General features: G+C 37.4%; 25 protein-coding genes. 20 read left to right on the forward strand and 5 right to left on the reverse strand.

Features of this window, described 5'->3' with window-relative positions; translation table 11 throughout:
* From ACFQZ9_RS00010 to ACFQZ9_RS00020, 3 genes are all read left to right on the forward strand, one after another.
* Positions 1-460, forward strand: a 460-nt coding sequence (locus ACFQZ9_RS00010) for a hypothetical protein (protein ID WP_498941727.1), incomplete at its 5' end; no start/stop codon positions are given.
* 160 nt (positions 461-620) lie between these two features.
* Positions 621-1,562: an agmatinase gene (speB, locus tag ACFQZ9_RS00015; protein ID WP_498941729.1), complete on the forward strand. Its 942-nt coding sequence runs from the start codon at positions 621-623 to the stop codon at positions 1,560-1,562.
* A gap of 127 nt (positions 1,563-1,689) precedes the next feature.
* Complete coding sequence (locus ACFQZ9_RS00020) at positions 1,690-2,271, forward strand: TetR/AcrR family transcriptional regulator (RefSeq protein ID WP_498941731.1); 582 nt, start codon at positions 1,690-1,692, stop codon at positions 2,269-2,271.
* A gap of 33 nt (positions 2,272-2,304) precedes the next feature.
* Here the strand turns inward: ACFQZ9_RS00020 and ACFQZ9_RS00025 are convergent, their stop codons facing one another.
* Positions 2,305-2,844 (reverse strand): helix-turn-helix domain-containing protein, encoded by a 540-nt coding sequence (locus tag ACFQZ9_RS00025; RefSeq protein ID WP_198313258.1) that lies wholly within the window; start codon positions 2,842-2,844, stop codon positions 2,305-2,307.
* Between the two features lie 241 nt (positions 2,845-3,085).
* On the opposite strand from ACFQZ9_RS00025, the gene ACFQZ9_RS00030 reads away from it, so the two are divergent.
* From ACFQZ9_RS00030 to ACFQZ9_RS00050, 5 genes are all read left to right on the forward strand, one after another.
* Positions 3,086-3,730: an alpha/beta hydrolase gene (locus ACFQZ9_RS00030; protein ID WP_498941733.1), complete on the forward strand. Its 645-nt coding sequence runs from the start codon at positions 3,086-3,088 to the stop codon at positions 3,728-3,730.
* Between the two features lie 35 nt (positions 3,731-3,765).
* Positions 3,766-4,188, forward strand: a complete 423-nt coding sequence (locus tag ACFQZ9_RS00035) for a DoxX family protein (RefSeq protein ID WP_498941734.1) — start codon at positions 3,766-3,768, stop codon at positions 4,186-4,188.
* A 44-nt stretch (positions 4,189-4,232) separates the two neighbouring features.
* Complete coding sequence (locus ACFQZ9_RS00040; protein ID WP_498941736.1) at positions 4,233-5,009, forward strand: dioxygenase family protein; 777 nt, start codon at positions 4,233-4,235, stop codon at positions 5,007-5,009.
* 138 nt (positions 5,010-5,147) lie between these two features.
* On the forward strand, positions 5,148-5,570 hold the full coding sequence (locus ACFQZ9_RS00045) for an OsmC family protein (RefSeq protein ID WP_498941738.1): 423 nt from the start codon (positions 5,148-5,150) through the stop codon (positions 5,568-5,570).
* Between the two features lie 27 nt (positions 5,571-5,597).
* On the forward strand, positions 5,598-6,389 hold the full coding sequence (locus ACFQZ9_RS00050; protein WP_498941740.1) for an alpha/beta fold hydrolase: 792 nt from the start codon (positions 5,598-5,600) through the stop codon (positions 6,387-6,389).
* A gap of 43 nt (positions 6,390-6,432) precedes the next feature.
* Here the strand turns inward: ACFQZ9_RS00050 and ACFQZ9_RS00055 are convergent, their stop codons facing one another.
* Complete coding sequence (locus ACFQZ9_RS00055; RefSeq protein ID WP_498941742.1) at positions 6,433-7,587, reverse strand: glycosyl hydrolase family 18 protein; 1,155 nt, start codon at positions 7,585-7,587, stop codon at positions 6,433-6,435.
* 164 nt (positions 7,588-7,751) lie between these two features.
* Between ACFQZ9_RS00055 and pepF the strand changes: the two genes are divergently transcribed.
* The 3 genes from pepF to pruA all read left to right on the forward strand — a co-directional run bounded on the left by pepF (position 7,752) and on the right by pruA (position 12,246).
* Entirely contained in the window at positions 7,752-9,539 is a 1,788-nt protein-coding gene (gene pepF, locus ACFQZ9_RS00060; protein WP_498941744.1) for an oligoendopeptidase F, read from the forward strand.
* 120 nt (positions 9,540-9,659) lie between these two features.
* The gene (locus ACFQZ9_RS00065; protein WP_198313166.1) at positions 9,660-10,235 is read left to right on the forward strand and encodes a GNAT family N-acetyltransferase; all 576 of its coding nucleotides are present in this window, start codon (positions 9,660-9,662) and stop codon (positions 10,233-10,235) included.
* A 379-nt stretch (positions 10,236-10,614) separates the two neighbouring features.
* Positions 10,615-12,246, forward strand: coding sequence for an L-glutamate gamma-semialdehyde dehydrogenase (gene pruA / locus ACFQZ9_RS00070; protein ID WP_198313167.1), 1,632 nt, complete (start codon positions 10,615-10,617; stop codon positions 12,244-12,246).
* 52 nt (positions 12,247-12,298) lie between these two features.
* On the opposite strand, the gene ACFQZ9_RS00075 is transcribed toward pruA, so the two are convergent.
* The 3 genes from ACFQZ9_RS00075 to ACFQZ9_RS00085 are packed head-to-tail and all read right to left on the reverse strand — an operon-like array spanning position 12,299 to position 15,808.
* Entirely contained in the window at positions 12,299-13,240 is a 942-nt protein-coding gene (locus tag ACFQZ9_RS00075; protein ID WP_498941746.1) for an AEC family transporter, read from the reverse strand.
* Between the two features lie 46 nt (positions 13,241-13,286).
* A complete protein-coding gene (locus ACFQZ9_RS00080; RefSeq protein WP_498941748.1) occupies positions 13,287-15,047 on the reverse strand; it encodes a sensor histidine kinase in 1,761 nt (586 codons plus the stop codon).
* On the reverse strand, positions 15,044-15,808 hold the full coding sequence (locus tag ACFQZ9_RS00085) for a response regulator transcription factor (RefSeq protein ID WP_498941749.1): 765 nt from the start codon (positions 15,806-15,808) through the stop codon (positions 15,044-15,046). The genes ACFQZ9_RS00080 and ACFQZ9_RS00085 overlap by 4 nt, the downstream gene beginning before the upstream one ends.
* A 316-nt stretch (positions 15,809-16,124) precedes the next feature.
* On the opposite strand from ACFQZ9_RS00085, the gene ACFQZ9_RS00090 reads away from it, so the two are divergent.
* The 9 genes from ACFQZ9_RS00090 to ACFQZ9_RS00130 all read left to right on the forward strand — a co-directional run bounded on the left by ACFQZ9_RS00090 (position 16,125) and on the right by ACFQZ9_RS00130 (position 26,445).
* Positions 16,125-17,114 carry an ABC transporter ATP-binding protein gene (locus ACFQZ9_RS00090; RefSeq protein ID WP_498941751.1) on the forward strand — a complete coding sequence of 330 codons (990 nt, stop codon included), beginning with the start codon at positions 16,125-16,127 and terminating at the stop codon, positions 17,112-17,114.
* A gap of 19 nt (positions 17,115-17,133) precedes the next feature.
* Positions 17,134-18,114, forward strand: a complete 981-nt coding sequence (locus ACFQZ9_RS00095; protein WP_498942578.1) for an ABC transporter ATP-binding protein — start codon at positions 17,134-17,136, stop codon at positions 18,112-18,114.
* Positions 18,115-18,137: 23 nt separating this feature from the next.
* Positions 18,138-19,088 (forward strand): ABC transporter permease, encoded by a 951-nt coding sequence (locus ACFQZ9_RS00100; RefSeq protein WP_498941753.1) that lies wholly within the window; start codon positions 18,138-18,140, stop codon positions 19,086-19,088.
* Between the two features lie 23 nt (positions 19,089-19,111).
* On the forward strand, positions 19,112-20,032 hold the full coding sequence (gene opp4C, locus ACFQZ9_RS00105; protein WP_498942579.1) for an ABC transporter permease: 921 nt from the start codon (positions 19,112-19,114) through the stop codon (positions 20,030-20,032).
* An 83-nt stretch (positions 20,033-20,115) separates the two neighbouring features.
* Positions 20,116-21,750 (forward strand): ABC transporter substrate-binding protein, encoded by a 1,635-nt coding sequence (locus ACFQZ9_RS00110; RefSeq protein WP_498941755.1) that lies wholly within the window; start codon positions 20,116-20,118, stop codon positions 21,748-21,750.
* Between the two features lie 71 nt (positions 21,751-21,821).
* Positions 21,822-23,003 carry a M20 metallopeptidase family protein gene (locus ACFQZ9_RS00115; RefSeq protein ID WP_498942580.1) on the forward strand — a complete coding sequence of 394 codons (1,182 nt, stop codon included), beginning with the start codon at positions 21,822-21,824 and terminating at the stop codon, positions 23,001-23,003.
* A 137-nt stretch (positions 23,004-23,140) separates the two neighbouring features.
* Complete coding sequence (locus ACFQZ9_RS00120) at positions 23,141-24,505, forward strand: sigma-54 interaction domain-containing protein (protein WP_498941757.1); 1,365 nt, start codon at positions 23,141-23,143, stop codon at positions 24,503-24,505.
* 121 nt (positions 24,506-24,626) lie between these two features.
* Entirely contained in the window at positions 24,627-26,222 is a 1,596-nt protein-coding gene (locus ACFQZ9_RS00125) for an amidohydrolase (RefSeq protein WP_498941759.1), read from the forward strand.
* Between the two features lie 73 nt (positions 26,223-26,295).
* Positions 26,296-26,445, forward strand: a complete 150-nt coding sequence (locus ACFQZ9_RS00130) for a hypothetical protein (protein WP_498941760.1) — start codon at positions 26,296-26,298, stop codon at positions 26,443-26,445.
* Positions 26,446-26,471: the final 26 nt, after the last annotated feature.

The following is a 26,471-nucleotide window of genomic DNA, read 5'->3' on the forward strand; positions in this document are numbered from 1 at the left end:
GGTCGATGAAGGCCAAAATTCATCAGGGAAGCAAAGAAATGACCTTCATAAGGTCGATGAAGGCCAAAATTCATCAGGGAAGCGAAGAAACGTCCTTCATAAGGTCGATGAAGGACAAAACTCATCAAGGAAGCGAAGAAACGTCCTTCATAAGGTCGATGAAGGCCAAAAATCATCAAGGAAGCGAAGAAACGTCCTTCATAAGGTAGATGAAGGCCAAAATTCATCAGGGAAGCAAAGAAACATCCTTCATAAGGTAGATGAAGGCCAAAATTCATCAGGGAAGCAAAGAAACGTCCTTCATAAGGTCAATGAAGGCCAAAATTCATCAGGGAAGCAAAGAAATGACCTTCATAAGGTCGATGAAGGCCAAAATTCATCAGGGAAGCAAAGAAATGACCTTCATAAGGTCGATGAAGGCCAAAATTCATCAGGGAAGCAAAGAAACAATCCTTCATAAGTTCGAAGCGGTCCGCTTATTAGAAATAAAACGGTATAAGTTGCCTTAAAATCTAAAAAATATTTTTAAAGAATTGTTTGACTATTTAATACTCCCACCTTATAATTTAATTAAACTAACTACCGGTAGTTAATATTTAATTTTAAGGAGACAAACAAACATGAAATACCCATTAAGTCCTGATGTGAAACCAGAATTTTGTACAAGCGGAACGTTTATGCGATTACCAATTGAACGAGAAAATGCGAAATTAGCAATAATAGGGATGCCTTTTGATACAGCTGCTTCCTTTAAGGTCGGAGCACGTTTTGCACCGCAGGCTATTCGTCAGTCTTCGATGACATTATTTCCTTATCATCCAGTTCATAAGGTATTTCCTTTTGAAGATACGAATGCCATCGATGTTGGTGACATTTCAGTTGTTCCACATAATATCCATCGCAGCTATCAATTAATTGAAGCAGCAGTGTCTGAATTAATGGACAAAAATATTATCCCTATCGGTTTAGGCGGAGACCACTCTGTGACTTTAGCCAACCTCCGTGCTGCAGCTAAAAAGTATGGCCCAGTGGCTATGATTCATTTTGATTCCCATACAGATACTTGGGACACTTATTATGATGAAAAATACTGGCACGGTTCACCATTTATTCGTGCTTATGAAGAAGGATTATTAATCCCGGAAAAAGTATTCCAGATTGGAATTAGAGGAACATTGAACGATCCTGGTGACCTAGATGCCAGCTATGAGTTAGGTTACAAAGTCGTTACTACTCCGGAACTTAGTGAACGTGGTTTCGCAGATGTTTTACGTGAGATGAAAGAAGTAATTGGTGACACACCATGTTTCTTAACATTTGACATTGATTTCGTTGATCCTTCTTGTGCACCTGGAACAGGAACACTAGAAGTAGGCGGATTTAGCAGCCTTGAAACATTGAAAATGGTTCGTTCCTTAACTGATTTCAATTTTATTGGTTATGACTTGGTAGAGGTATTGCCATCTTATGACCCAACAGGAATTACCTCATTATTAGCAGCAACGCTTGTCCATGAATTTGCTAGTTTAGCAACCTTGAAGATTAAAAAAGAGATGGTATAAATTTTTAGAAAGTTCTGTTTTCAACCAAAACAGAACTTTTTTTATTGATGAAAACTGTCCGCTTTAGACTTTTCGTATCATTACGGTTTATAATTGACGAAAGATGTAATTTTTTCGGGGGACAGTTATGACAAGAGATAAAATTATCGCAGCAGCATTATCACTTTTTGCAAAAAACGGATATGAGGGAACGAGCTTATCTGAAATTGCAAAGGCAGTTGGGATTCAAAAGCCTTCTATTTATAACCATTTCAAAAGTAAAGAAGAGATTTTCCTTACGATTTACGAGAATATTTTGATGTTTCATGTTCAAAAAATTAAAAATATCATGGATAGTATTAAAGGATTAACGGCTGAAGAGCAGCTACTTCAAATTCTTAAGGTAACTTTTGAATATTATATAGAGTTTGAAGATCAATCCACTTTTCTAAATAGAGCAATGGTTTTTCCTCCAGAGCCATTAAAGGAACAATTACACCATCAGTTTTTCCGTTCGGAAGAAGAAATGTCTGATATTCTTCGGACGCTTATTAGGGAAGGGATGGAAAAAGGGGAAATTCGCGAAGGGAATATCGAGGATTTCATCATGTCTTTCTATTGTTTAATTGACGGTATTTTCATTGAATTATCCTTTTATGGAGCAGAAAAGATGAAACCAAGAATTGCAAATATCTGGACAAACTTTTGGTATGGGCTTAAAAATGATTAACAGCTGCGAAGTATTCGCAGCTGTTTTTTCATCTCAAAACAAATCCCTCAGCTCTGTATCTGAATAAATCGAAATTAATACGACGGCTTTTGTGTCACCGATATTTTTAACAAAATGTGGGACACTTGCATTCCAGCTAAAGGAATCGCCTTCTTCTAAAATAATGGAATCCTCTCCCTGTTCCGCCAGGACTTTGCCTTCTAAGACCAAATGACATTCTTCCCCTTCATGCGCATTCGCTTCCCCCATTGACGCCCCAGGGGGGAACTCCACACTCATCATTCGCAATCCGCCTTTTGATGAGATATGTTCGATTTTTAACGTATGAAAAGTTGTTTGCGAGCGCTCATTTTTCCTCACTACCCGCATATGTTGTTCTTTTTTTAACAATAAATAGGGCAATGGTACTTCCAGAAATTCAGCAATGGTTTGCAAGGTGTTAATGGATGGGGAAGTGTTGTTGTTTTCCACATTACTGATAAAACCTTTTGAAAGACCAGTACTTTCACACATTTGGGCAATGGTAATTTTTTTTCTCTTACGTATTGCGCGAATTTTTGAACCAATATCCAGAATAACCACCTCGTAAGTTTTCTAATAGGAAACATAATTATATATTAGCAAAAAAATAATTGACATTCTATAAGCAATATTGTTATCTTATAAATAAATAATATTCATATTAGGAAACATTATTTATTTTGAGTTTTGTAATATGAATCTAATATTATTATGAGGATACTAATGTTTTGGATTTTATATTCATTAATAGCCAACCTATTAGTAAAAGAAATAAATGAAAGGATGATCAATCATGAATTCACCGATGATTTATGAACTAAGAAGACCAAAACAAACAGACCCAAATGAAATTTATCCTGCCTTGTTTGTGATGCATGGAATCGGCAGCAATGAACAAAATATGTTGTCTTTAGTAGAGAGGCTAGAAGAGAAGTTTTTCATTTTTAGTGTTCGAGGACATTTAACACAGCCGCCCGGCTATGCTTTCTTTACGATTGAAGGGTATGGAAAACCGCATCGATCGGTGTTTGATGAAGGAATTCGTAAGCTAACCAGCTTTATTGATTATGCTAGCGAACAATACCCAATTGATCCCAATCAATTGTATTTGCTCGGTTTTAGTCAAGGTGCAATTGTTTCGATGACGCTTGGTTTAACATTAGGCAATCGGATTAAAGGAATTATTGCACTCAGTGGATATATTCCTGGTTTCGTTAAAGAAGAGTATGATATCAAACCAGTCAATAACTTGTCTTTGTTTATTTCTCATGGTGATATGGATCAGGTTCTTCCATATGAATGGGGAGCTGCCAATGCTGAATATTTCAGGGAGTTAGGTGCGGATGTTACGTTCAAAACCTATCATGAAGGACATACCGTTTCATTAAGGAACCAGCAGGATTTTATGGAATGGATCACAGATAGTTTAAAGAAATAAATAAAAAAAGTGGAAAAATAGAGGAGGAAATAAGAATGTTAAAGAAATATGAGGTTGGTACAATTATATTACGTGTAATTTTAGGGATAACATTTTTTATACATGGGTTAGCTAAGTTCCAAGGCGGGATTGAAAATATTGTCGGCTGGTTTAGCAGCATGGGATTACCAGGATTCATGGCTTATGTTGTAGCTTCATTTGAAATTCTTGGAGGTATTCTCCTTGTTATTGGTTTAGGAAGCAGAGTGGTTGCTGGATTATTTGTTTTGTTAATGGCTGGAGCAACGTTAAAAGTAAAATTAGCAGTTGGATTTTTAGGGAATGGTCAAATGGCTGGTTATGAATTAGATCTTGCATTCCTTGCAATGGCGATCTTTATCGCAATCAATGGGAGTAAGATGTTTGCGTTGGATTCACTGATTTTCAAAGGACAGAAGACGAATACAACCTCTCTTTAATAAGTGAAAACAGAAATTTATTCAGAAAGTGAGGAAGAAGTAAAATGATGCCATCATTTTTTATCGCTCATGGTGCACCCTTAATTGCAATTGAAAATAATGAGTATACTCAATTTTTAAGCCAGTTGGGCCAAATAATCCAGAAACCAAAGGCGATTGTCCTGTTTTCAGCTCATTGGGAATCGAGGGCTCAAAAAGTGAGTGAAGTCGATTCCTATTCCACTATTTATGATTTTGGTGGTTTTGATCCGTCTTTATATACGATTCAATATCCCGCAAAAGGTCAATTAGAAATTGCAAAAGAAATTGAGGATTTGTTCACTCAAAATGAAGTCCCTTTTCAAATTGAAACGACTCGCGGTTTAGACCATGGTGCTTGGGTAGTCCTTCGGCTGCTTTATCCAAATGCGGATATTCCAGTTATTGCAATGTCCGTTAATCCGAAACTTACACCAGAAGAGCAATATAAAATTGGTAGATCTTTAGCAAGTTTAAGGGAAAAGGATATCTTAATTATTGGAAGCGGTGGGACTGTTCATAATCTTAGAGCAGTAAAATGGACAGATAATGAAGTTGATTCCTGGGCACTTGATTTTGATGAATGGTTAGCCTTTCATTTGAAAAAATGGGATTTAGATTCATTGTTCAATTATGAGAAGAATGCCCCGAATGCACAATATGCCGTTCCACCTTATGGAAATGAACACTTTGTTCCACTTTTTTATGCGATGGGAGCGGCAGATGATGTGAAAAAGGCTACCTTGCTTCATAGAAGTTTTCGCTACGGAAACCTCAGTCATAGTGTATGGCAATTTGGATAATACTTTTGAAAACAGACTTAATAGGTCTGTTTTTTTTATATAAACAAAAAGATTAAAATACCTGACTATTTGGGACATTATTAAATAATTGTACTAATATGGTAATTGGTTACATAAAAAACAAGGGGGTTTCAATCAGTGAAGACAAAAATTGAGTGGACAGAGAAAATGGCTTTTTCCAGTACGACTCCGTCAGGTCATGACATCAAAATGGATGCTGCAGAAGAGGTAGGAGGAACAAATAGCGGGGCAAGACCGACAGAATTACTGTTAAATGCGGTTGCCGGCTGTACGGGGATTGATATTATCTCGATTTTGACAAAAATGCGTTTAAATCCAACTAAATTTCACATGGAAGTCGAAGGTCAGCGGGCAGATGACCATCCGAAAAAATTTACTGAAATTCATATTCATTATGCATTAGAAGGAGAACTTCCTGAAGATAAAGTGCTTCGAGCCATCCAGCTCTCCATGGATAAATATTGCTCTGTATCCCATTCATTAAGTGCAGGCATTCATGCGAGCTATTCAATAAATGGCGGGGAAACAAAAGGTATTTAATAGTTTAAAGAGGAAGGTGAATATGTAATGGAAACGCAATCCATTCAATTAAAAAATGGAAAAATTGCCTATTTTGACCAAGGAAAAGGAACACCGATTCTTCTTCTTCATGGATTTTGCGGAAGCAGCCGTTATTGGGAGAAAGTCATTCCAAGTTTAGCGGGAAAATATCGGGTTATTGCTCCAGACCTCCCTGGTCATGGGATCACATCTATTTTTACAGGAAATGAAACGATTGAAGATTTCGCTGATGTCATCAAGGAATTTTTGGACGAGTTAAATGTTGATAAAGTCACTATGTTTGGTCATTCACTCGGAGGATACGTAACTCTTGCTTTTGCGGAAATGTATAGCGACAGTTTAAGTGGTTTATCCCTTGTGCATTCCACGGCATTCCCGGATTCTGATGAGGCGAAAAAGGGTAGGGAAGCAAATGTTACAAAGGTCGAAGAATCTGGCATTAAAGGTCTTATTGATGGATTAGTACCTAAACTTTTTTCACCAGAAAATGTTGAGAAAAATGCTGAATATGTTGAAATAACGAGACGAATCGGGTATTCTACATCACCTCAAGGTGCAATTCATACCCTTATTGCCATGAAAAACAGACCAGATCGTAATTATGTTTTAGAAGAAACGAATCTTCCTGTTTTATTAATAGCTGGTGAAAAGGATCAGATTATCCCAAAAGAAAAAGCCTTTTCCGTTACAAAACCCAATATTAAACAGCGAGTTATAGGAGATTCTGGTCACATGAGTATGTATGAGAACCCTAATGACCTCATTTCTGAAATAATCAAATTCCTTAAAGACGTTTAAACAAAAAGCAGTTATCTCCAAAAAAGATAACTGCTATTGCTCCTTACTGATTATAGGTATATTGTTTTGATTCTTGCAGCTCGTCATAAATTGCACTGGTTAAACTAGCTGGACCTTTTGTATCATGACCGGCTTCCCACATCATCATCCCGCCAAAACCATGGTCAAGGGCCAGTTTGGTTTTCAATTTCATCGTTGTTTCACCGTTATAGTAATAAGTGGTGCCATTCATTTGTACAACATTTTTTGTTGCATTTGCCGGATCTTTATGAACAATCGCGGCATAGGAGACTTGTTTAATTTTAGGATTAACCGGCTGTGCATAAGCCGGAACACCAAGTACCAGTTTTTCGGTTGATAGATGGTTAGTTTTAAACAGATTTGTCCAATAATTAACAATTTTCTCCGTTAACGGGTAGGGAGACAAATTGGACGCATGATAGCCGCCATCCCATTGTCCATCATAAGCCATAATATTGACATGGTCGGTGTATTGGAACATCTCAGGATCATATACGATAAAACCCACAACCGTACCGGTTACAGCATGAATCTTGGAATTAACCGCCATAGATAGTTCTTTGTTTTCCGAGTGTAATTTTTCGCTTAATTCTTTAGTAAATTTAGTCAAATTTTGAGCATCTGCAGACGAACGAGGAAATTCAAAGTCGATATCTATACCATCGAGCTTTTCACGGTCTGCTAAACTAGTAAGTTCACTCACTAGTTTTGTCCGGGAAGAAGGATTAGAGATCGCGGTTTTAAAATATTCATACGATTCCCCACCGTTCATATGATACCAGCCGCCGACCGCAACCATCGCTTTTTTATGATGGCTATGTGCTTTTGAGACCATTTTCCTTAGATTGGTTAGTGCTGTTTTGCCATTGATTTCAATGCTGCCGTCCTTCATAGGATGGGCGAAAGAAAAAATCACGTGAGTTATTTTTGAATAGTCCACTACGTTAGGATCACGGAAATCCTGTACATAGCTAATGATCACTTTTGAATTCTGCTTCGGCTGTTCCCAGTTAGGTAAAGACTTTTGTTCCGGATTTACTGCCGATTTTGGAGCTTGTTCTATATTAAGCACTTTTACTTGTTCTTTCTTTTTATCAGAATATAAAATTCCTGAAATAAATCCTCCAATAAAAATGATTAAAAGTATCACGGTTAGGAGGATCGAGTGTTTTTTCATGGAGTTCTATTCCCCCCTTATAGCTTCACCTATAAAATTGTAACAGAAAAAAAGCCTAATCAGGGCTGGTAATATCTAGTTCAAAACTGAAGTAAAATATTTTAAGTATTTCAATAAAAATGTGATAATAGTTAATAAGAAAATTGTGGTAAAGGAGTCCTTATATGACAACCTATACAAATAGAAATGAAATTCCGCTAAATGAAACATGGAATTTGGCTGATTTATATCCATCTCAAAGCACCTGGGAAAAAGATTATGAACGTATCGGAGAAATGGCCGAGAAACTTAAGCAATTTGATGGAAACATTGTAGATGGGCAATCACTGTACCAATATCTGAAATTGAGTGAAGAGTTATCTTTTATTTTTAACAAATTATACGCATATGCCATGCTGAAAGTGGATGAGGATACAAGGGAAACCGCGTCCCAAGTCTTACAGGATCGGGCCAAACAGCTAAGTGTTAAGGTTAGTTCATCCATATCCTTTTTCATGCCGTTCTTATTAAGCATGGAGGAGGAAACTTTAAACCAATACATCGCTTCAGAAGAAGGGCTGCAATACTTTAAAGAGGATTTACTGGAATCATTCCGATATAAGCAGCATGTGTTAAGTAAGGAGCAGGAGGAACTTCTTTCTCAATTGGGAGAGGCACTTTCCGTTCCGAGTCATACCTTTGGGATGATCAATAATGCGGATATTAAGTTTGGCGAAGTAACGAATGATAACGGGGAAAAAGTGGAATTAACGAGGGGAATGTATTCAAAATTAATTGAGGATGAGGACCGTGAAAAGCGAGGGGAGGCCTACAAGGCATATTATCAGCCATATGTTCAGTTGAAAAACTCGATTGCCTCGACCCTTTCCGCTGCCATAAAGAATAATGTCAAGCTAGCAAAAATCCGCCAATATCCATCCGCTCTTGAAAAAGCGCTATTTGGGGATAAGGTGCCAAAAGAGGTATACAAGAATCTGATTCAAACGACGAAAAATAATATTGTGCCGATGCATCGCTATACACAAATTCGCAAGGAGAAATTAAAGCTAGATGAACTCCGCCAATATGATTTAAGTGTCCCGCTCGTCAGTGGTGTAAAGCAAGTAATTTCCTATGAGGAAGCATTTGAGATCATGTGTAAGGCTTTAGCACCCTTGGGAGAAAGTTATGTCAGCATCCTTAAAGAGTTTAAAGCTGGCAGGTATATTGATGTTCGTGAAACACCGGGAAAGCGCTCTGGGGCATATAATCTTGGCGTGTATGGTGTCCATCCGTTTATCCTGCTGAACCATCAGGATGATTTGGACAGTTTGTTTACATTAGCTCATGAATGCGGTCACGGCGTTCACAGCAGATTGAGTTCAGAACATCAGCCTCAAATCACGGCAAGATATAGTATTTTCGTAGCGGAAGTAGCCTCCACCGTTAATGAAGTATTGTTAATTAATTACTTATTAAATACTGAACAGAATCCGGAAATAAAAAAACATTTGCTGAATCATTTTATTGATCAATTTAAGGGCACCTTCTTTACCCAGGTGATGTTTGCCGAGTTTGAAATGAAGACTCATGAAATGGCGGAAAAAGGGCAGCCATTAAATGTTGAGGTGTTTAATCAGCTTTATGAAGGCTTATTCCGCGAATATAATGGGGATGAGATTGTATTGGATGAAGAAGTAAAGTATGGCTGGTCACGGATTCCACATTTTTATCGTCCGTTTTATGTTTACAAATATGCAACTGGATTTGCCTCCGCTATTCATTTAGCAACAAAGATTTTGGAAGGCGACCAGCAAACATTAAATTCCTATATCGGGTTTTTAAAGAGCGGCAGCTCCGATTATCCACTGGAATTATTGAAGAAAACCGGAGTGGATTTGACCACGCCATATCCGATCGAAAATTCCTTAAAACGGTTTGGCGAATTGGTGGAGGAGTTTTCGAAGCTATAGAAGAAACCCCACAATGTTTCTATTTAATTGGAAACGTTGTGGGTTTTTTTGTATGAAAAATTTAAATCAACACATACTTCCATTAGTAGAGCATTGAAAACGATGATAAGGAGTACTGTTATGCATTGGTATGAAAAATTAAATCAATATTTTCCCATTGAAGAGATGAAATCACGAGAACATATGGAAACCTTACTTAAGGAGCGGTCTAATATTTACCATAAGGATGAAGGCCCGCTTCATGTAATGATGTATGCCGAATTGGACAATTTTATCTTTATTGATTATCTCTTTGTTTCAAAGGATGCAAGGGGGCAAGGGTTGGGTCATAAACTCCTCGAAAAAATGAAACAGAAAGAAAAGCCAATTATTCTTGAGGTTGAGCCAGTCAATTATGAAGACAGTGATACTGAAAAAAGGCTGCATTTTTATAAGCGTGAAGGTTTTGAACATGCCACGTCAATTGGTTATCGAAGAAGGTCTTTAGCGACAGATGAGATAAATCAGATGGAAATCCTTTATTGGGCTCCTAATCAAGAGTCTGAGGAAATGATATTTGAGGCGATGAAAAAAACATATGATTTAATACATACTTATAAGGATAAACATTTTTATGGTGAATCTTATGAACCGGTTGACGAAGTCCTAACATTCAACGAAAATACAGAAAGCGAAAATATTTTTAACCAACTATAATGATGGATGAGGTTAACAGTTTCTAATCAAATAGACTGTTAACTATTTTTTTGCAGAAATCCATAAAATGCAAATTTATTTTGCGCCAAAGAAATGATATAATATGATTTGTGCAAATGAATTTTGCGCTAGAATGATAGAAAATCCATTGATCATGCAAAAAATAAAGTTGGCACAGAACTTGCATTATATCTTTACTGAACAACCAACATGGAGGTTTGCAAATTATATAACATACTGTATTTCAGGAATTATTCAAAATACAAGGTTTCCTATTCGTAAGTAGCAAAAGAATAGAAGAAGTATGTTATAATTTGTCGGTAGAAGAAATTTCTATATTAAAGTAATAAATTTTTTAAACAGAAAGGAACGTGCAAGAATGACTAACGGAATTTTCAAAATCCCAACACCTAAAAATGAGCCTGGTAACACATATGCTCCAGGTACAAAAGAGCGAGAAACATTAAAAGCAGAATTAAAACGCCAATCTGAAACAGTGGTCGATATCCCTGTGATTATAAATGGTGAAAATATAAAAACAGATACAGTGAAGCAAGTGGTTATGCCACATAATCATCAACATGTTTTAGCAAACTATTCCCAAGCTGGGGAAGAAGAGCTTCGTGCTGCTGTAGAAGCGGCAATGGCTGCCAAAGAATCATGGGAAAATACGCCATGGGAACACCGTGCAGCTATTTTCTTAAAAGCTGCTGATTTAATTTCTGGTCCATACCGTGACGTAATGAATGCTGCTACGATGTTAGGTCAGTCCAAAACCGCTATTCAAGCTGAAATTGATTCTGCACAAGAATTAGCAGATTTCTTACGTTTTGGCGTTGATTATGCAAATCAAATTTATCAAATTCAACCTGAAAGTATGAAGAATGTTTGGAATCGTTTAGATTACCGTGCATTAGATGGTTTTGTATTGGCTATTTCTCCATTTAACTTCACAGCAATTGGCGGGAACTTACCATCAGCTCCTGCAATGATGGGGAACGTAGTCGTTTGGAAACCAGCAACAACTTCTATTCTAGCAAACTACTACTTTATTCGTATTTTAGAAGAAGCAGGATTACCAAAAGGCGTAATTAACTTTGTACCTTCTCGTGGTTCACAAGTATCAGAGGTAGTATTAACAGACCCTCGTATGGCTGGATTCCACTTTACTGGATCAACAAGCACGTTCCAAACTATTTGGAAAACAGTGGGAGAAAACATTACAAACTATAAATCTTATCCTCGTTTAGTTGGGGAAACTGGTGGTAAAGACTTTGTATTTGCTCACGAAACAGCACAAGCTGATAAAGTAGTAGCGAATCTTGTTCGTGGTGCATTTGAATACCAAGGCCAAAAATGTTCTGCGGCTTCTCGTGCTTACATTCCAGCTAGCATGTGGGAAGAAGTAAAAGCTGGTTTATTGGAAGAAACTGCGAAGCTTAAAGTAGGCGATGTCCGCGACTTTACAAACTTCATGGGTGCAGTAATTGATAAACCTGCTTTTGAATCCATTACAGGTTATATTGACTATGCTGCAGCTTCTGAGGAAGCAGAAATTATCACTGGTGGTACTTATGATGATTCTGTTGGATATTTTGTTCAACCGACAATCATTGTGACAACGAATCCAAATTTCAAAACAATGGTAGAAGAAATTTTTGGACCAGTATTAACAATCTATGTATATGAAAATGATAAATTAGAAGAAACATTGGATGCAGCAGATACAGCGTCTATGTATGCCTTAACAGGTGCTATCTTTGCACAGGATCGTCAAGCGATTGCTCACTTAGAACGCCGCTTATCTGGTGCTGCTGGTAACTTCTATATCAATGATAAACCAACTGGCGCGATGATTAATCAGCAACCATTTGGTGGTTCTCGTGGTTCTGGTACAAATGATAAAGCCGGTTCTGTCTTTAACATGATTCGTTGGACTAGTCCTCGTGTTATCAAAGAAAACTTTGCTCCAACAGCAGAAATTACCTATCCATTTATGGATGCTGAATAATTTAAAATGTAAAAAAGAGGTTGAAATGATTTATTTCAGCCTCTTTTTTTATTTAAAATACACCAATTAAGTTGATTAAAAATAGCATTAGTGGAATCGTGGATAACGAAATAATTGTCGATATGATGGTTGTCAGTGCACCCATTTCTTCGTCTGCAGAATATTTGGCAAATAGAATGGAAGCAAGGGTTAAGGTTGGCATCATCGACTGAATCAGAAGTGTTTGGATAATCTTTGGATTTAACTTAAAAAAATGGATAAATACAGCAACTGAAAAAGGTAAAAGGATTAGTTTAACCATCAAAGGGATCCACAAATGGTGCCCTTTTTCCCGTACCTTTCCACGCTGTAGTGTCATGATCAGCATTCCAATATAAAACATTGCCAGCGGTGTTGCCAGGCCGGCTAGCTGTTCAGTCAAGTGAACAAAAAATACTGGGGGCTTAACATTAAAATAAGCGACAACTAAACCAATTACAATGGCAGCAGTAGGCATATTAATCATTGATTTTAACGTTTGTAGAGCAAATTTTCTATTTTTCTGCAGCATGATGACCCCGACTGTCCAAATCGTAAAATCCACTCCGGCATCAAATATGGCAGCATACAGAGCCGCTTCCGGGCCAATCAAGGTGGCACATAACGGAATTCCGATAAATCCGGTATTGCCAAGTCCGGACATTAAGGCAATCTCACGTTTTTTTGTAGAATCTCCTTGGAAAGTAATCGATAGAATCCATCCAAGGGCAATTCCGAGTAGATTAATGAAAATCGATAAACAAAAAACAATGAGCATCGATTTAAAAATTCCGGCATTCAAATCCACTTTGAAAATGCTGGAAAGGATCATGCATGGCATGGCGATATTAACGATTAAATTAATAAACATCTTCCTTGTTTCGTCATTAAAGGAAAAAGTTTTAGATAAAAGGACGCCTATTAAAATCAATAAGGTGATATTTAAGATTGATTGAAAGACGACTGAAAATTCCATACGATCACTCCAATCCACAGGTCAATCTTTACAGGTGAAATTTCGATTACTTCGGTATCGTTATATGAACAACTGTTCCCCAATTCATTTTACTTTTGATGACAATCCCATAAGGTTCCCCATATGTTACTTTTAGTCTTCTGTGTGTGTTGACCAACCCGATATGTTTTGATTGTTCTTGATTCGAGTTTAATCTTGAACGAATTTCTTCTAATTTTTTAGGAGAAATACCATCTCCATTATCAATCACAGATATTTTTAATAAAGTTGAAGAAACTCTAATCTTTATTTTAATCAAGCATTTCCTATCCTCGCTTATTCCGTGTGAAAGGCTGTTTTCAAGTAAAGGCTGTAAGATTAATTTTATGACGTGATATTTTAGGTCTTCTTCATGATAATCCCAGATTACATCAAACTTATTTTTAAAACGCATTTTTTGTATTTTAATATAACTATTTGTATACGTAATTTCCTCTTTTAAATGGACCATTTTATTTTCACCATCTAAAGAGTACCTTAAAATATCTGCCAAATGTTCAACCATCTCATTTAGTTCGTTCGGTCTGCCTGTTAAACGAATGGCTTTCCAATTAAGCGTTTCCAATGTATTAAATAAAAAGTGCGGGTTGAGCTGCGATTGTAAGGCTGCAAATTCCATTGCTTGGGCTTTATATTTTCTCTCTGACAGCTGTACTTTTAAATAATTGTGTTCCATGAAATTTTTCAAGATGGTATGAATGATATAGCTATATACGTTTTTTTTCACCCTTGATGGTACCGGGGGTAAGGGCTGCCCTTCTTCTGCTGCTTGGAGAATCGTGATAATCGTTTTCATGTCTTGATAATTCTTTCTTGTTAAATAATAAGCAAGAATTGTGCCGCTAATTATAGATAAAATTAATAAAATGATTGTTATTTTACTTAATTTAATTGGGACCTGATATAAATCGGATTTAGGCGTAATGGAAATATAGGTCCAGCCGTACTTGTCAGAAAAAATCTTGGATACGATAAAAGCATCTTTCCCTAATTTAATAGAAAAAGAGGATTTTTGTTGAGAAATCAATTTTTCGTTATCTAAATCTTTCAATTGGTTTTCTTGGTTATTAAAGATAGTCTTGCCGTCCTTATCAATCACTAAAAAGATTTGCCCGTTTGTAGTGGAAAGACTGTTAAGATGTTTCTCGATATAATCTGAATTGATATTTAAGACGATGACCCCATCATTTTCCCCTGTTATTTTACGAAACATGGTGATCAAATTCACATTTTCTTCTGGAAATCCCGGATATTGTTTGGTGATGGTTCTAGCTTCAGCCCATAAGTTTTCTTTATTTGAATGATACTTGAAAGTATTAAACCAATTTCGATCATAAAAGTCGTCTAAACTTACCAATCCGCCGGTTGTAGACGTAAGAAACTGACCCTTATCATTATTTAAATATAAATATATAGAATCAATATAAGGTCTTGCAATATTTGGGGAGTCAATAAAGTTTTTCAGAGAAGCTAAATTTCTCGTATCGTTTGCATCCAGCCAATCTTGATTAAGCATTTTTTTTAAGTTGATAAATTGGGTTGCACTTGCCACCACATAAAGATTTAATGAATCCAATTCATTAAAAATAAGCTCCATATTTTCCTTTGTTTGTTTCAACACATTTAAGTTATCCTCATTAATTCTTTTTGTAACATAGTGCTGGATAAGAATGGTTGAAAGTGATCCAAGTACCACTAAAGGAATCAGCATTGGAATGACGAAGGTTGTTAAATTTTTGATAAAAAAGGCATGATAAATCTTTTTCATATGGATCCCTTCATAAATTCACGAGGACTTTTTCCAAAGTACTTCCGAAAGGTTCGTGTAAAGTTTTTAGAGTTACTATAGCCTACTGCTTCACTGATTTCATAAATCTTATGGTTCATTTCTTTTATTAATTCCGCAGCCTTTTTCATTCTGACACCTACAACAAAATCTGAAAAGTTTTCGCCGGTTTTATCCTTAAAATATTTACTTATATAGTTTGGGTTCATATGTACCATTTGAGATGCCCCTTCAAGTGTGGCATCCTGGAAGTTTTCCCATACATAATTTTTTATCTTCACAATGATTTTGTCTGACTCAAACGTTTCTTCTGTTTGATTGACGGTGCGATCAGTGATAAAGGGCATAGGAGATACTGATTGCTTTTCTTGATCTAGTTCTCCTTTTATCATTGTAAACACATTTACCAGTTCATTATATTTTGTTGGTTTAAGGATATAGTTTTTTACCCCAAAGTTAAGGGCTGCCTGAGCATATTCAAATTCTTTATACCCGCTCAAAAAGATAATTTTAATCGGTGACTTTTGGTAATAGAGCTCTTTAGCCATATCAATACCGGACATAATGGGCATTCGAATATCGGAAAGTATCACGTCAACGGTATGCTCAGATAGATATTGTATTACTTCCAAACCATTGGAAACTTGAGAAACTACTTCGAAACCGATTTCATTCCAAGGAAAATAATGGCTTAATCCATTTCGAATTTCTAATTCGTCGTCTGCTATTAAAAGCTTGTACATAAAATAGACATCCTTTAAAAACTATTTTAATTTTCACTCTATTTAGTATATGACTTAATTTTTTCTATGTCTATAAAACAAAACATCGAACATTTAATGACACCATTACAAAGAAATGATACTTTTTTAATTCCTAACTACTAAAGTTGTCAATTAATGATACCAAATATGAAACGTTGTACCTTTTATTACCTATTTGTTTGCTGTTAAATAAGAATTATAGTTTTTCTTTAAAAGAAAGGCAGCGCTTTAATTTTCTTAATATTTTGTATTTTTAGAACGTTTAACTTTAGCTAAAAAAGCAAGGGGTGAAAAAGTGACAAATCTATTAGAAGTAGAGGAATTGCAAACAGCCTTTCAATCTGACCGGAAGGAAGTGATTTCTGTAGACAATGTCAGCTTTACGCTGAAGCCGGGGGAAACCATTGGGATTGTTGGAGAATCCGGTTGTGGAAAGAGTGTAACTTCTTTATCCATTATGCGTTTACTAGGAAAAAGCGGTCGAATTAAAAATGGGAAAATCAATTTTGAAGATTTGGATCTTGTTCAATTACAAGAGGATAAACTGCGGAAAATTAGAGGGAATGAAATTTCAATGATTTTCCAAGAGCCGATGACTTCTCTTAATCCTGTATTTACGATTGGGAACCAAATGATGGAAGGAATTAAACTGCATTTGAAATTGAATAAAAAAGAAGCGAGGGAATATTCAATTGAAATGTTGAAAAGGGTTGGAATTCCTCGGGCGGATACCATTTTGGACGAATACCCCCATGCTTTATCTGGAGGGATGCGACAACGGGTGATGATTGCGATGGCCCTTTCCTGTAAACCAAAGCTTTTGATTGCTGATGAACCCACAACGGCATTAGATGTGACCATTCAAGCACAAATCTTGGAGCTTATGAAAAAATTAAGGGATGAATCAGGTACTGCCATTATGTTAATCACACATGATTTGGGTGTCATTGCGGAAATGGTGGATAAAGTCATTGTCATGTATGCGGGTCAAGTGGTCGAGGAAGCGGATGTTTATACTTTATTTGATAATCCGAAACACCCCTATACAAAAGGATTAATGGCATCCATTCCACATATTGAGTATGAAGACAATGAGAGACTTGAAGCGATCCCTGGTACTGTGCCATCGCTTCAGCATATGCCGGAAGGATGCAGGTTTCATGCCCGATGTGCGCTTGCAATTGACCGTTGTAAACAAGAAAAGCCCCCTTTGTTTTCAGCTGGAAAAGGTCATAAAGCTAGGTGCTGGCTGATTGGGTCAGATGAAAAGATTGTAAATGGTTGAAAGGAGGAAGTCCGTGGATATGCAAAACTTAACCAATGAATCTCCTTTGCTGCAAGTGGAAGAATTAAAAACCTATTACCCTATTAAAAAAGGAATTTTTTCAAAAACTGTCGGACATGTAAAGGCAGTTGACGGTGTTACCTTTACGATTAGCCCGGGGGAAACTTTAGGGCTAGTGGGTGAGTCGGGTTGTGGAAAGTCTACGATTGGCAAAACTTTAATTGGTTTAGAAAGCCCTACCCAAGGTCAAATTTTTTTCCAAGGGCAAAGAATTTCGGAATACTCTAATGGCGAAATGAAGTCGATTCGAAAAGATTTACAAATTATCTTTCAAGATCCATATTCTTCACTCAACCCAAGGAAAAGAGTAGGGGATATTTTGGGAGAGGCATTGAAGGTCCATAAAATTGTAGAATCTGGTGAAATCAACAAACAAGTGGATTATTTACTGGACATCGTCGGGCTGCCAAAAAATTATAAAAGTCGATATCCTCATGAGTTTTCCGGTGGGCAGCGCCAAAGGGTTGGAATTGCACGTGCGCTATCCTTAAACCCAAAATTAATTATTTGTGATGAACCCGTTTCCGCATTAGACGTATCTATTCAAGCGCAAATACTAAATTTGTTAAAGGATTTACAAAAAGAATTTCAATTGACTTATTTATTTATTGCACATGGGTTGGGAGCTGTGAAATATATCAGTAACCGGATTGCGGTGATGTACTTAGGAAAGATTGTTGAGGTTGCCAATACGGAGGCTATCTTTAAGGACCCAAAGCATCCCTATACGAAAGCTTTATTAAGTGCGTATCCTGTACCGAATCCACATATGAGAACGAAAGAGAGAATTGTAATTCAAGGTGATGTGCCTAGTCCTGCTAATCCTCCTAACGGCTGCCGTTTTCATACGCGGTGCCCTATAGCGAAAGCAATTTGCCGAGAGCATGAACCACTATTAAAAGGTGGGGAACATATGGTAGCTTGTTTTGCCCATGATTAGCCTTAAAGAAAGAAGGTGTTATGATGTTTTCTTACATAATTAGAAGACTTCTAATTGCAATACCTGTTTTACTGGGAGTTACAGTTTTTAATTTTATTATCATTAATTTAGCACCAGGTAATCCAGCAGAAATGCTATTAAATCCGAATTCATCTCCCGCACAAATTGCTCTCAGGAAAGAACAGCTTGGTTTGAATGACCCCCTTTGGGTCCAATACTTTCATTGGTTAAATGAATTGATTCATGGGAATTTCGGATTTTCCTTCAATACCTTTCAACCTGTTTCCCAAATGATTTCCGAACGTGTTGGCCCTACATTTGCTCTAATGGGCATATCCCTCATTGTTGGAGTCCTAATTGCGATTCCATTAGGGGTTATGACTGCAACAAAGCAATATAGTAAGTTGGACTATTCGTTAATGGGAGCTTCCTTTTTAGGGATTTCCATTCCTAACTTTTTCCTTGGACTAGGTTTAATTTATATTTTTGCTTTACAATTTAAGGTTCTGCCTACAGGTGGAATGATGACATTGGGCGGTGAAGGCGGACTCATTGATCGCACAAAACATCTTATCCTGCCAGTTTCCGTCTTAAGTATTTATATTGCCGGAAGAACGATCCGATACGTCCGAGCTAGTATGTTAGAAATATTGGGAAGTGATTATTTACGTACTGCACGTGCTAAAGGGCTGCGGGAGTTTATGGTGACAAACAAACATGCTCTTAAAAATGCTCTAGTCCCTATTATTACGGTTATTGGTCTTGAAGTTCCTTTTTTACTAGGCGGAGCGGTCATTACAGAGCAAATTTTTCAATGGCCGGGAATGGGCCAACTAACGATTCAGTCCATTATGTCCCGCGATTATCCGACACTAATGGCGATTAATTTTATCGCAGCGATTATGGTGTTAGTCTCTAATCTTCTGACGGATATTTTATATTCAGTAGCTGACCCAAGAATTAAATATCAATAAAGAAAGGAGGAAGTGTCATGTCAATGTCTGAGTTAGAACTCAAACGTAAATCAGCTCCTGAAAATCAACCGCTAATAGATTTTCAGGAGCTGGAACCAGAAGAAAGCTATTTTCGGTTAGTCAGTAAACGTTTTTTTCGGCACAAACTAGCGGTAATTGGATTAATCATGCTGATTATTATCATCCTTGCTGCTATTTTCGCCCCATGGCTTGCACCGAAAAATCCCTATACAATATCGAATGATTTTGGTGTTTCGCCATCGTCCAAACACTGGCTTGGTACAGATCAAGTCGGTAGAGACGTATTCAGCCGTTTGATTTATGCATCAAGGGTTTCGCTTTTAGTTGGGATCGGTGCAGTTGCTATATATATCGTGATTGGGACCTTCTTTGGAGCGATATCCGGATTTTATGGCGGATGGATAGACATGCTCTTTATGCGTGTTACAGATGTGTTTATGTCATTTCCTTCACTAATGGTAATTTTGGTTATTGTCAGTGTTTTAGGTCCCAGTTTAACCAATATCATTTGGATTTTAGGCCTGCTTGGCTGGCCGCCAGTTGCCAGGCTTGTTCGAGGGAGTGTCTTGTCTTTAAAGCAGATGGACTATGTGAAGGCAGGTACTGCACTTGGCTTAAGCTCTTGGCGGATTCTTTTCCTGCATATTCTGCCAAATGCCCTTGCACCGATCCTCGTAAATGCGACTTTTGGGATGGCTGGTGCGATTATTATGGAGGCTTCCCTAAGCTTTCTTGGTCTAGGAGTACAGCCGCCAACCGCAAGTTGGGGGAATATGCTGACAGATGCCCAGTCTTTAACAGTACTAACTGAACAACCATGGCTCTGGGTACCACCCGGCCTAATGATTGTGATTGCCGTATTGTCCATTAACTTTATCGGCGATGGTTTACGAGATGCTATGGATCCTAAAAGTTTAAAATAAAGATTATTGTTTTTTTCGGAAACCTGAAGTTAACTAGTTTCATTGGTTTACTTCTAAAATAATAATAGGATAGGGGAATTGTAATGAGGAAATGGACTAAAAAGCTTTTCTATGCTATCTGTTTACTATCTTTACTCACGTTAGCAGCATGCTCGGATTCATCCAAAGAGACCACATCCACAAATAGCGGGGGAGCCGGGACAACTTCTAAAGGTGAAAAAACCATGTATCTCGGTTTAACGAACCCTCCAGGTACATTAAATCCAATTAATGCAGCAGATGTATCGTCACAAATTGTTACATCAATTTTATTTGAAACACTTTACGATTTGGATGATAAACTGCAGTTCCAGCCAAAATTAGCTGAAAGCTTGGAATCTAAGGATAACCAAAACTATGTATTGAAGCTAAATCCAAAAGCAAAATGGACTGATGGGCAGCCTTTTACAGCTGAGGATATTGTATTTACCCTTCAATTAATGGCCAATCCTAAAGTAGCCAGTACAGGTCTAAAAGGTCTTTCCGTTATTGATGGATTAGACAATACCGGAATTTTACCGGCGGGACAAAAAGACATTACCGGCCTTAAAGTGGTGGATGACCATACTTTGAATATTAAAACAAAAAATCCAATCGACCCTAACTACTTAAAAGAACAACTAGGAGTAAATATTCGATTTTTACCAAAACATGTTTTAAAAGATGTGAATCCTGAACAATTACAGTCAAATCCATTTATGCAAAATCCAAATGTCACAAATGGTGCCTTTAAGTTAGTAAAATTTGCGAAGGATCAATATGTAGAATTCGCAGCTAACAAAGACTATTACCGCGGGACACCAAAGTTGGATAAACTTTTCTTTAAAGTATTGCCTTCAGCGAATCTTGTTGCCCAATTGCAAACGGGAGAGATTCAAATGACTGTACCATCGGTAGGACCAATTGCCGCGGAAGACTATGATAAAGTCAAAAATATGTCAACCGTTAATCTTGTTCCAGGAACACCTATCTATCCCCAATTCTTATATTACAACGTGAAGACTCTATCAGATGTAAAGGTTCGTCAAGCGATTGCATTTGCAATTGATCGGAAAACGATCGTCGACAAATTGTATAAAGGGCAAGGAGAAGTAAATGACGGTCCGTATAGTACGGTTCACCCTTATTACAATAAGGATATGACAAACTATGATTATGATCCTAAAAAAGCAAAAGAATTATTAAAAGAAGCAGGTTGGGATTTTAATAAAACGATTGATTTTGCCGTTCCAGCAGGAATGAAAACCCGTGAAATGCAAGCTACCGTTATGGCTCAAAACCTTCAGTCAATTGGGTTAAAAGTAAAAATCAGTAAATATGATTTACCAACGATCTTGCAAAAGGGTTCAAAACATGAATTTGATATTTTATTGATTGGGATTCCATTCCAATTAGACCCTGATAGAAGTGCTTTCTTCCAAACGGGAGCACCGTACAACTTTGCAGGATTCAGCAATCCTGAAGTAGATGCACTTCTTGATAAAGGGAAAAAAGAAGCGGACCCTGTGAAACGACATGAAATTTATGCTCAGTTGGTAGAAAAATTACAACAAGATCTTCCAGTCGCAAATTTAATGTCTTCTACTGCACCGGGTGCAGTGTCTAAAAAGGTGAAAAATGCAGTACCAAAAGATCTCGGTATGTTCTACAACATTCAGGATTGGGATATTGAGCAATAAAAATAAATAGGGGAATAGGTTCTTTGATCAATGTAAAATCAGGAACCTATTTTTGAAAGGGGATTTTCATGTTGTTATCAAACCTTCATCAAAAACTAGATGAAATGTACGGTCAAATGGTGGAATGGAGAAGACATTTCCATCAGCATCCGGAGCTTTCTTTTGAGGAATTTGAAACATCTAAAAAAATCGCTGAAATTTTGACTAGCTATGACATTGAAGTGCGAGAAGGTGTAGGCGGTACAGGGGTTGTCGGGATTATACGTGGAGGAAAACCCGGCAAAACGATTGCATTAAGAGCAGACTTTGATGCTCTTCCGATTCAAGATGAGAAAGATGTTCCCTATAAATCAAAAGTTCAGGGGGTTATGCATGCCTGCGGACATGACGGTCACACCGCCACGCTTCTCGGAGTTGCAAAGGTTCTTAGTGAAGAACGGGACCAGTTGGCAGGCAATGTGGTTTTGATTCATCAACATGCAGAAGAAGCGGGTACAGGCGGTGCCATCTTAATGATTGAAGATGGATGCCTAGAAGGTGTGGACGTGATTTTCGGGACACATCTTTCTTCCCAAACACCGTTAGGCCTTGTGGGAACAAGAAAAGGGCCATTAACGGCAGCTGTGGATGGCTTCGAAGTAACGATTTACGGTAAAGGCGGACATGGCTCTGCCCCGCATGAAACCGTAGATTCGATCATTGTCGCGACACAGGTTATTAATCAGCTCCAATTAGTTGTCAGTCGCAGGGTTGACCCACTTAAACCAGCCGTCTTAACCGTAGGATCTTTCCATGCCGGGGAAGCAGCCAATGTTATTGCAGATAAAGCCGTTTTTACTGGAACGGTCAGAACTTTGACTTCCGATGTCAGAGATTTAATGGAAAGTGAAATAAAAGGAATTATTGAACAGGTTAGTTCGGCCCACCATGCGAAAGCGGAGATTACCTATCAGCGCGGCTACCCTTCAGTCGTCAATCATGATAAAGAAACTGAGTTTTTTAGAAAAGTAACATCAAATGATTTAGGAGAGGAAAATGTGGTGGAACCTGAAATTCTAATGGGTTCCGAAGATTTCTCATATTATCTCGAACATGTCCCAGGGATGTTTTTCTGGACAGGTGCCGCCCTTGCCGATGAGAATGCTGTATTCCCGCACCATCATCCTCGCTTTGATTTTGATGAGAAGGCGATGCTGGTTGCAGGTAAATCCTTTTTAAGCCTTGTCTACCAATATCTTAATGAAAACCAATAATTCATTAAAAAACTTAACAGTTCTCCCATTTAGTTGGGGGAGCTGTTTTTTCTTTGATTTTATTTCGACATAAATTGCTATATACTAAATTAAGTAAAAAGGTATCTTTCGTATTTTTAGACTAAATGGGTGAAAAAATGAAGATTGATGTAAATAATTTTAAACATTTAAAGGACTATGACAATATTTTGGTAACGGATGAGAACGGAACAATTATTTTCTATGACATGGCTGATCTAAAAGTTTTAAACGAGATGGGCGTTAGACCAGAAGAGTTTATGGGTAAGCATATCCTTAGTTCTTATCAAAATCTTACGTTTGAAAACAGTACGATTATTAACGTTTTAAAAAACGGAAAGGCCGTCTGTAATGTAAAGCAAGAATTAATTGTGAAAAATGGGAATACACTTGTTCTTGTAAGTTCTACTTATCCGATTAAAGATCATGATAAAATCATTGGTGCCATCGAGTTTTCTAAACATTATTATTCGAGGGAAAATATTCAATCTCTAGAAAAGTTCGCAAGCCACAAAGTCTTTCGAAAAAATAATACAATTTATACGATAGAAAATTTGATTACCACAAATCCAAATATGGAGGCGATTAAAAGCAAAATCGGGAAAATCGCTAAAACAAATTCCACTGTTTTAATTTATGGTAAAACAGGGACTGGAAAAGAATTGGTTTCCCAGTCTATTCATAATTTAAGCGACCGGTTCAGCGGCCCCTTTATATCTCTTAACTGTGGTGCGATTCCACCCAACCTGATGGAAAGTACATTATTTGGAACCGTTAAAGGAAGTTTCACCGGGGCAGTGGACATGCCGGGTGTATTTGAACAAGCAAATAGCGGGACATTATTTTTGGATGAAATCAATTCACTTGATTTTTACCTGCAGGTTAAACTTCTAAAGGCTATCGAGGAAAAGATGATTAGAAGAATCGGCGGGACAAAAAATATTAATGTAGATATTAGGGTGATTTCTGCCACCAATGAAGACCCTGATTTGTTAGTTGCTGAAAAGCGTTTAAGAGAAGATCTTTATTACCGTTTGGGTGTTGTACAAATTGATTTGCCAACCTTAGCTGAACGGCAAGAGGATATTGAAAAACTGCTTACATACTATATTGATTTTTACAATAATAACATGAACATACACATTGAGGGTGTTGAGCCTGAGGTATTGGAGTGTTTTAAAAGGTATCAATGGCCAGGGAATATAAGGGAACTTAAAAATGCGGTCGAAACGGCCTTTAATAATGTAACCTCTTCTATTATTACAATGGAAGATATTCCGAAGAGAATTCGTGAAAATAAAGAAACACGATTACCTATTGGCACAGAGAATTTTGATCACTTAAAAGAGGCGGTCGAACATTTTGAGAAAGAAATGATTCAAAGGCAACTAACCAATATGAACGGAAAACTAACGGACGCTGCCAAACGATTGGGTGTCTCCAAACAATTATTAAAATATAAGATGGAAAAATATAAATTATGATGACAAAACGGCTAATAAAATTCTTAGTCGTTTTTTTCTGAATAATAAATCTTTATATACCTTTCGTTTCTTATTTTATTATATAATATATAATATACAGTTTTTCGAGGAGGGAATTTGGATGGGAAAGACCATTTTCACGAATGGAGTATTTTATACACTTGATTCCGAGAATCCAGTGGTGGAAACAGTCGTAGTTGAGGACGGTAGAATTGTAGATTTAGGTTCACATCAGGATATGCAATTGCAATGGGGCAGACACGGTGTAAATATTATTGATTTACAAGGAAAAATGATTACCCCAGGATTAATTGACAGCCACTTACATTTATCAGGGGTAGCATTTAACTTTTTAGACTTGGATTTGACAGGCGTGAAGTCGAAAAAAGCAATGCTTGAAAAAATCAGAGAGAAAGCAAGCACCGTTGCACCGGGAAGCTGGCTCGTCGGAATGGGGTGGGATGAAAATCTCTTTGAAGATGGGACAACCCCAACGATTGAAGAACTTGATTATGCAGCACCGCATTGCCCGATTTATTTAAAAAGAATTTGCCATCATGCTTTTTTAGTCAATAGCCAAGCCCTGGAAAGATCGAATTTTCATCCTTCAATGGAAATTCCAATGGGCGGCAGTATTGTCTTGGATCCGATTACAAAAAAACCAACTGGACTAATATTGGAAACAGCTTCGAAATTGTTTACGAAACATATACCAGAAAAAACGTATGAAGAGTTAAAGCATGGTTTGGCTCAAGCGATGAAATTTGCTGTTAAAAAGGGATTAACTAGCGCGCATACGAATGATCCCCTTTACTTTGGCGGGCTTAACCAAACCTACAGGTTATATAATGAACTGATCAACCAAGAACAATATGGGTTACGCTGTAATTTGCTGATTGATTATCCTTTTCTTAAAGATTTAAAAGAAAGAGGGATGTTCGCTGGTTATGGCAATGATAAATTGCAGATTGGCGCGATAAAGATTTTTGCTGATGGTGCATTTGGAAGAAGAACCGCTTTACTTTCAGAGCCTTACCATGATGCTCCTGAACAATTTGGCGACGCAATGCATGATAAAGAGACACTTTATCAAATGGTAAAGGATTCCAGAGAGTATTCAATGCCAATAGCTGTACATACGATTGGTGACAAAGCTTTGGAATTGGTTTTAGATGCATTGGATCAGTTTCAGTCGGTGAACCATCGTGACCGAATAATCCACGTATCGCTTGTTCGCCAAGATTTGATTCAGCGTTTAGCAAATCAAAGCCGGATTGCAGATATTCAACCACGATTTGTGGTTGGAGATTATCCTTGGATTAAAGAGCGGATTGGTGCGGAACGTGAGCAGTATTTATATGCTTGGAAATCCTTACTTTCAGAAGGAGTGTTGTGTGCCGGTGGTTCGGATGCACCGGTAGAGCCGGTTGACCCATTGCTTGGAATTCACTCGGCTGTTACGCGCCGGGCACCATGGGATCAGCATGAAGGCTGGAATGTAAAAGAAAAGTTATCCATGCTTGAAGCGCTTCAGGTGTTTACAATTGGCGGTGCCTATGCAACCTCCGAGGAGAAGATAAAGGGAACGCTATCAAGAGGAAAATTAGCAGATATGACGGTTTATTCGAAAAACCTTTTTGAAATCCAACAACCAGATGAATTGTTGGATACCTCTATTGAAATGACAATTATTGATGGGAAAATCCAAGAGGTTTAGCTATAAATCCTTTGATTTAATTTAATAAATTTTAGCCATACTAGTAAGGAGCATGAATAGGGAGGTTGATAGCATGTTCGAGGATTTTTTTGGTGATTTTAAAAACTTGTGGGCTGGAAAACCTACCGATGACATGGACGTAGAAGAATTTTATCGTTTGGAGTCCAAGCATACAAGAATTCGCCATGATGAGGATTTGCGAGAAATTATTCGTGTTCATTAAATTTGTGCGTTTCTTTAAAAAAGCCC

Source organism: Neobacillus sp. GCM10027624 (assembly GCF_042675345.1).
In the GTDB taxonomy this organism is placed as follows: Bacteria; Bacillota; Bacilli; order Bacillales; family Cytobacillaceae; genus Neobacillus; species Neobacillus cucumis_D.

Bases quoted from the DNA above. Each gene is read 5' to 3' on its own strand.
- speB (WP_498941729.1), top strand. From the start codon at position 621: ATGAAATACCCATTAAGTCCTGATGTGAAACCAGAATTTTGTACAAGC.
- ACFQZ9_RS00020 (WP_498941731.1), top strand. From the start codon at position 1,690: ATGACAAGAGATAAAATTATCGCAGCAGCATTATCACTTTTTGCAAAA.
- ACFQZ9_RS00030 (WP_498941733.1), top strand. From the start codon at position 3,086: ATGAATTCACCGATGATTTATGAACTAAGAAGACCAAAACAAACAGAC.
- ACFQZ9_RS00035 (WP_498941734.1), top strand. From the start codon at position 3,766: ATGTTAAAGAAATATGAGGTTGGTACAATTATATTACGTGTAATTTTA.
- ACFQZ9_RS00040 (WP_498941736.1), top strand. From the start codon at position 4,233: ATGATGCCATCATTTTTTATCGCTCATGGTGCACCCTTAATTGCAATT.
- ACFQZ9_RS00050 (WP_498941740.1), top strand. From the start codon at position 5,598: ATGGAAACGCAATCCATTCAATTAAAAAATGGAAAAATTGCCTATTTT.
- ACFQZ9_RS00055 (WP_498941742.1), bottom strand. From the start codon at position 7,587: ATGAAAAAACACTCGATCCTCCTAACCGTGATACTTTTAATCATTTTT.
- pepF (WP_498941744.1), top strand. From the start codon at position 7,752: ATGACAACCTATACAAATAGAAATGAAATTCCGCTAAATGAAACATGG.
- ACFQZ9_RS00065 (WP_198313166.1), top strand. From the start codon at position 9,660: ATGCATTGGTATGAAAAATTAAATCAATATTTTCCCATTGAAGAGATG.
- pruA (WP_198313167.1), top strand. From the start codon at position 10,615: ATGACTAACGGAATTTTCAAAATCCCAACACCTAAAAATGAGCCTGGT.
- ACFQZ9_RS00075 (WP_498941746.1), bottom strand. From the start codon at position 13,240: ATGGAATTTTCAGTCGTCTTTCAATCAATCTTAAATATCACCTTATTG.
- ACFQZ9_RS00080 (WP_498941748.1), bottom strand. From the start codon at position 15,047: ATGAAAAAGATTTATCATGCCTTTTTTATCAAAAATTTAACAACCTTC.
- ACFQZ9_RS00085 (WP_498941749.1), bottom strand. From the start codon at position 15,808: ATGTACAAGCTTTTAATAGCAGACGACGAATTAGAAATTCGAAATGGA.
- ACFQZ9_RS00095 (WP_498942578.1), top strand. From the start codon at position 17,134: ATGCAAAACTTAACCAATGAATCTCCTTTGCTGCAAGTGGAAGAATTA.
- ACFQZ9_RS00100 (WP_498941753.1), top strand. From the start codon at position 18,138: ATGTTTTCTTACATAATTAGAAGACTTCTAATTGCAATACCTGTTTTA.
- opp4C (WP_498942579.1), top strand. From the start codon at position 19,112: ATGTCTGAGTTAGAACTCAAACGTAAATCAGCTCCTGAAAATCAACCG.
- ACFQZ9_RS00110 (WP_498941755.1), top strand. From the start codon at position 20,116: ATGAGGAAATGGACTAAAAAGCTTTTCTATGCTATCTGTTTACTATCT.
- ACFQZ9_RS00120 (WP_498941757.1), top strand. From the start codon at position 23,141: ATGAAGATTGATGTAAATAATTTTAAACATTTAAAGGACTATGACAAT.
- ACFQZ9_RS00125 (WP_498941759.1), top strand. From the start codon at position 24,627: ATGGGAAAGACCATTTTCACGAATGGAGTATTTTATACACTTGATTCC.
- ACFQZ9_RS00130 (WP_498941760.1), top strand. From the start codon at position 26,296: ATGTTCGAGGATTTTTTTGGTGATTTTAAAAACTTGTGGGCTGGAAAA.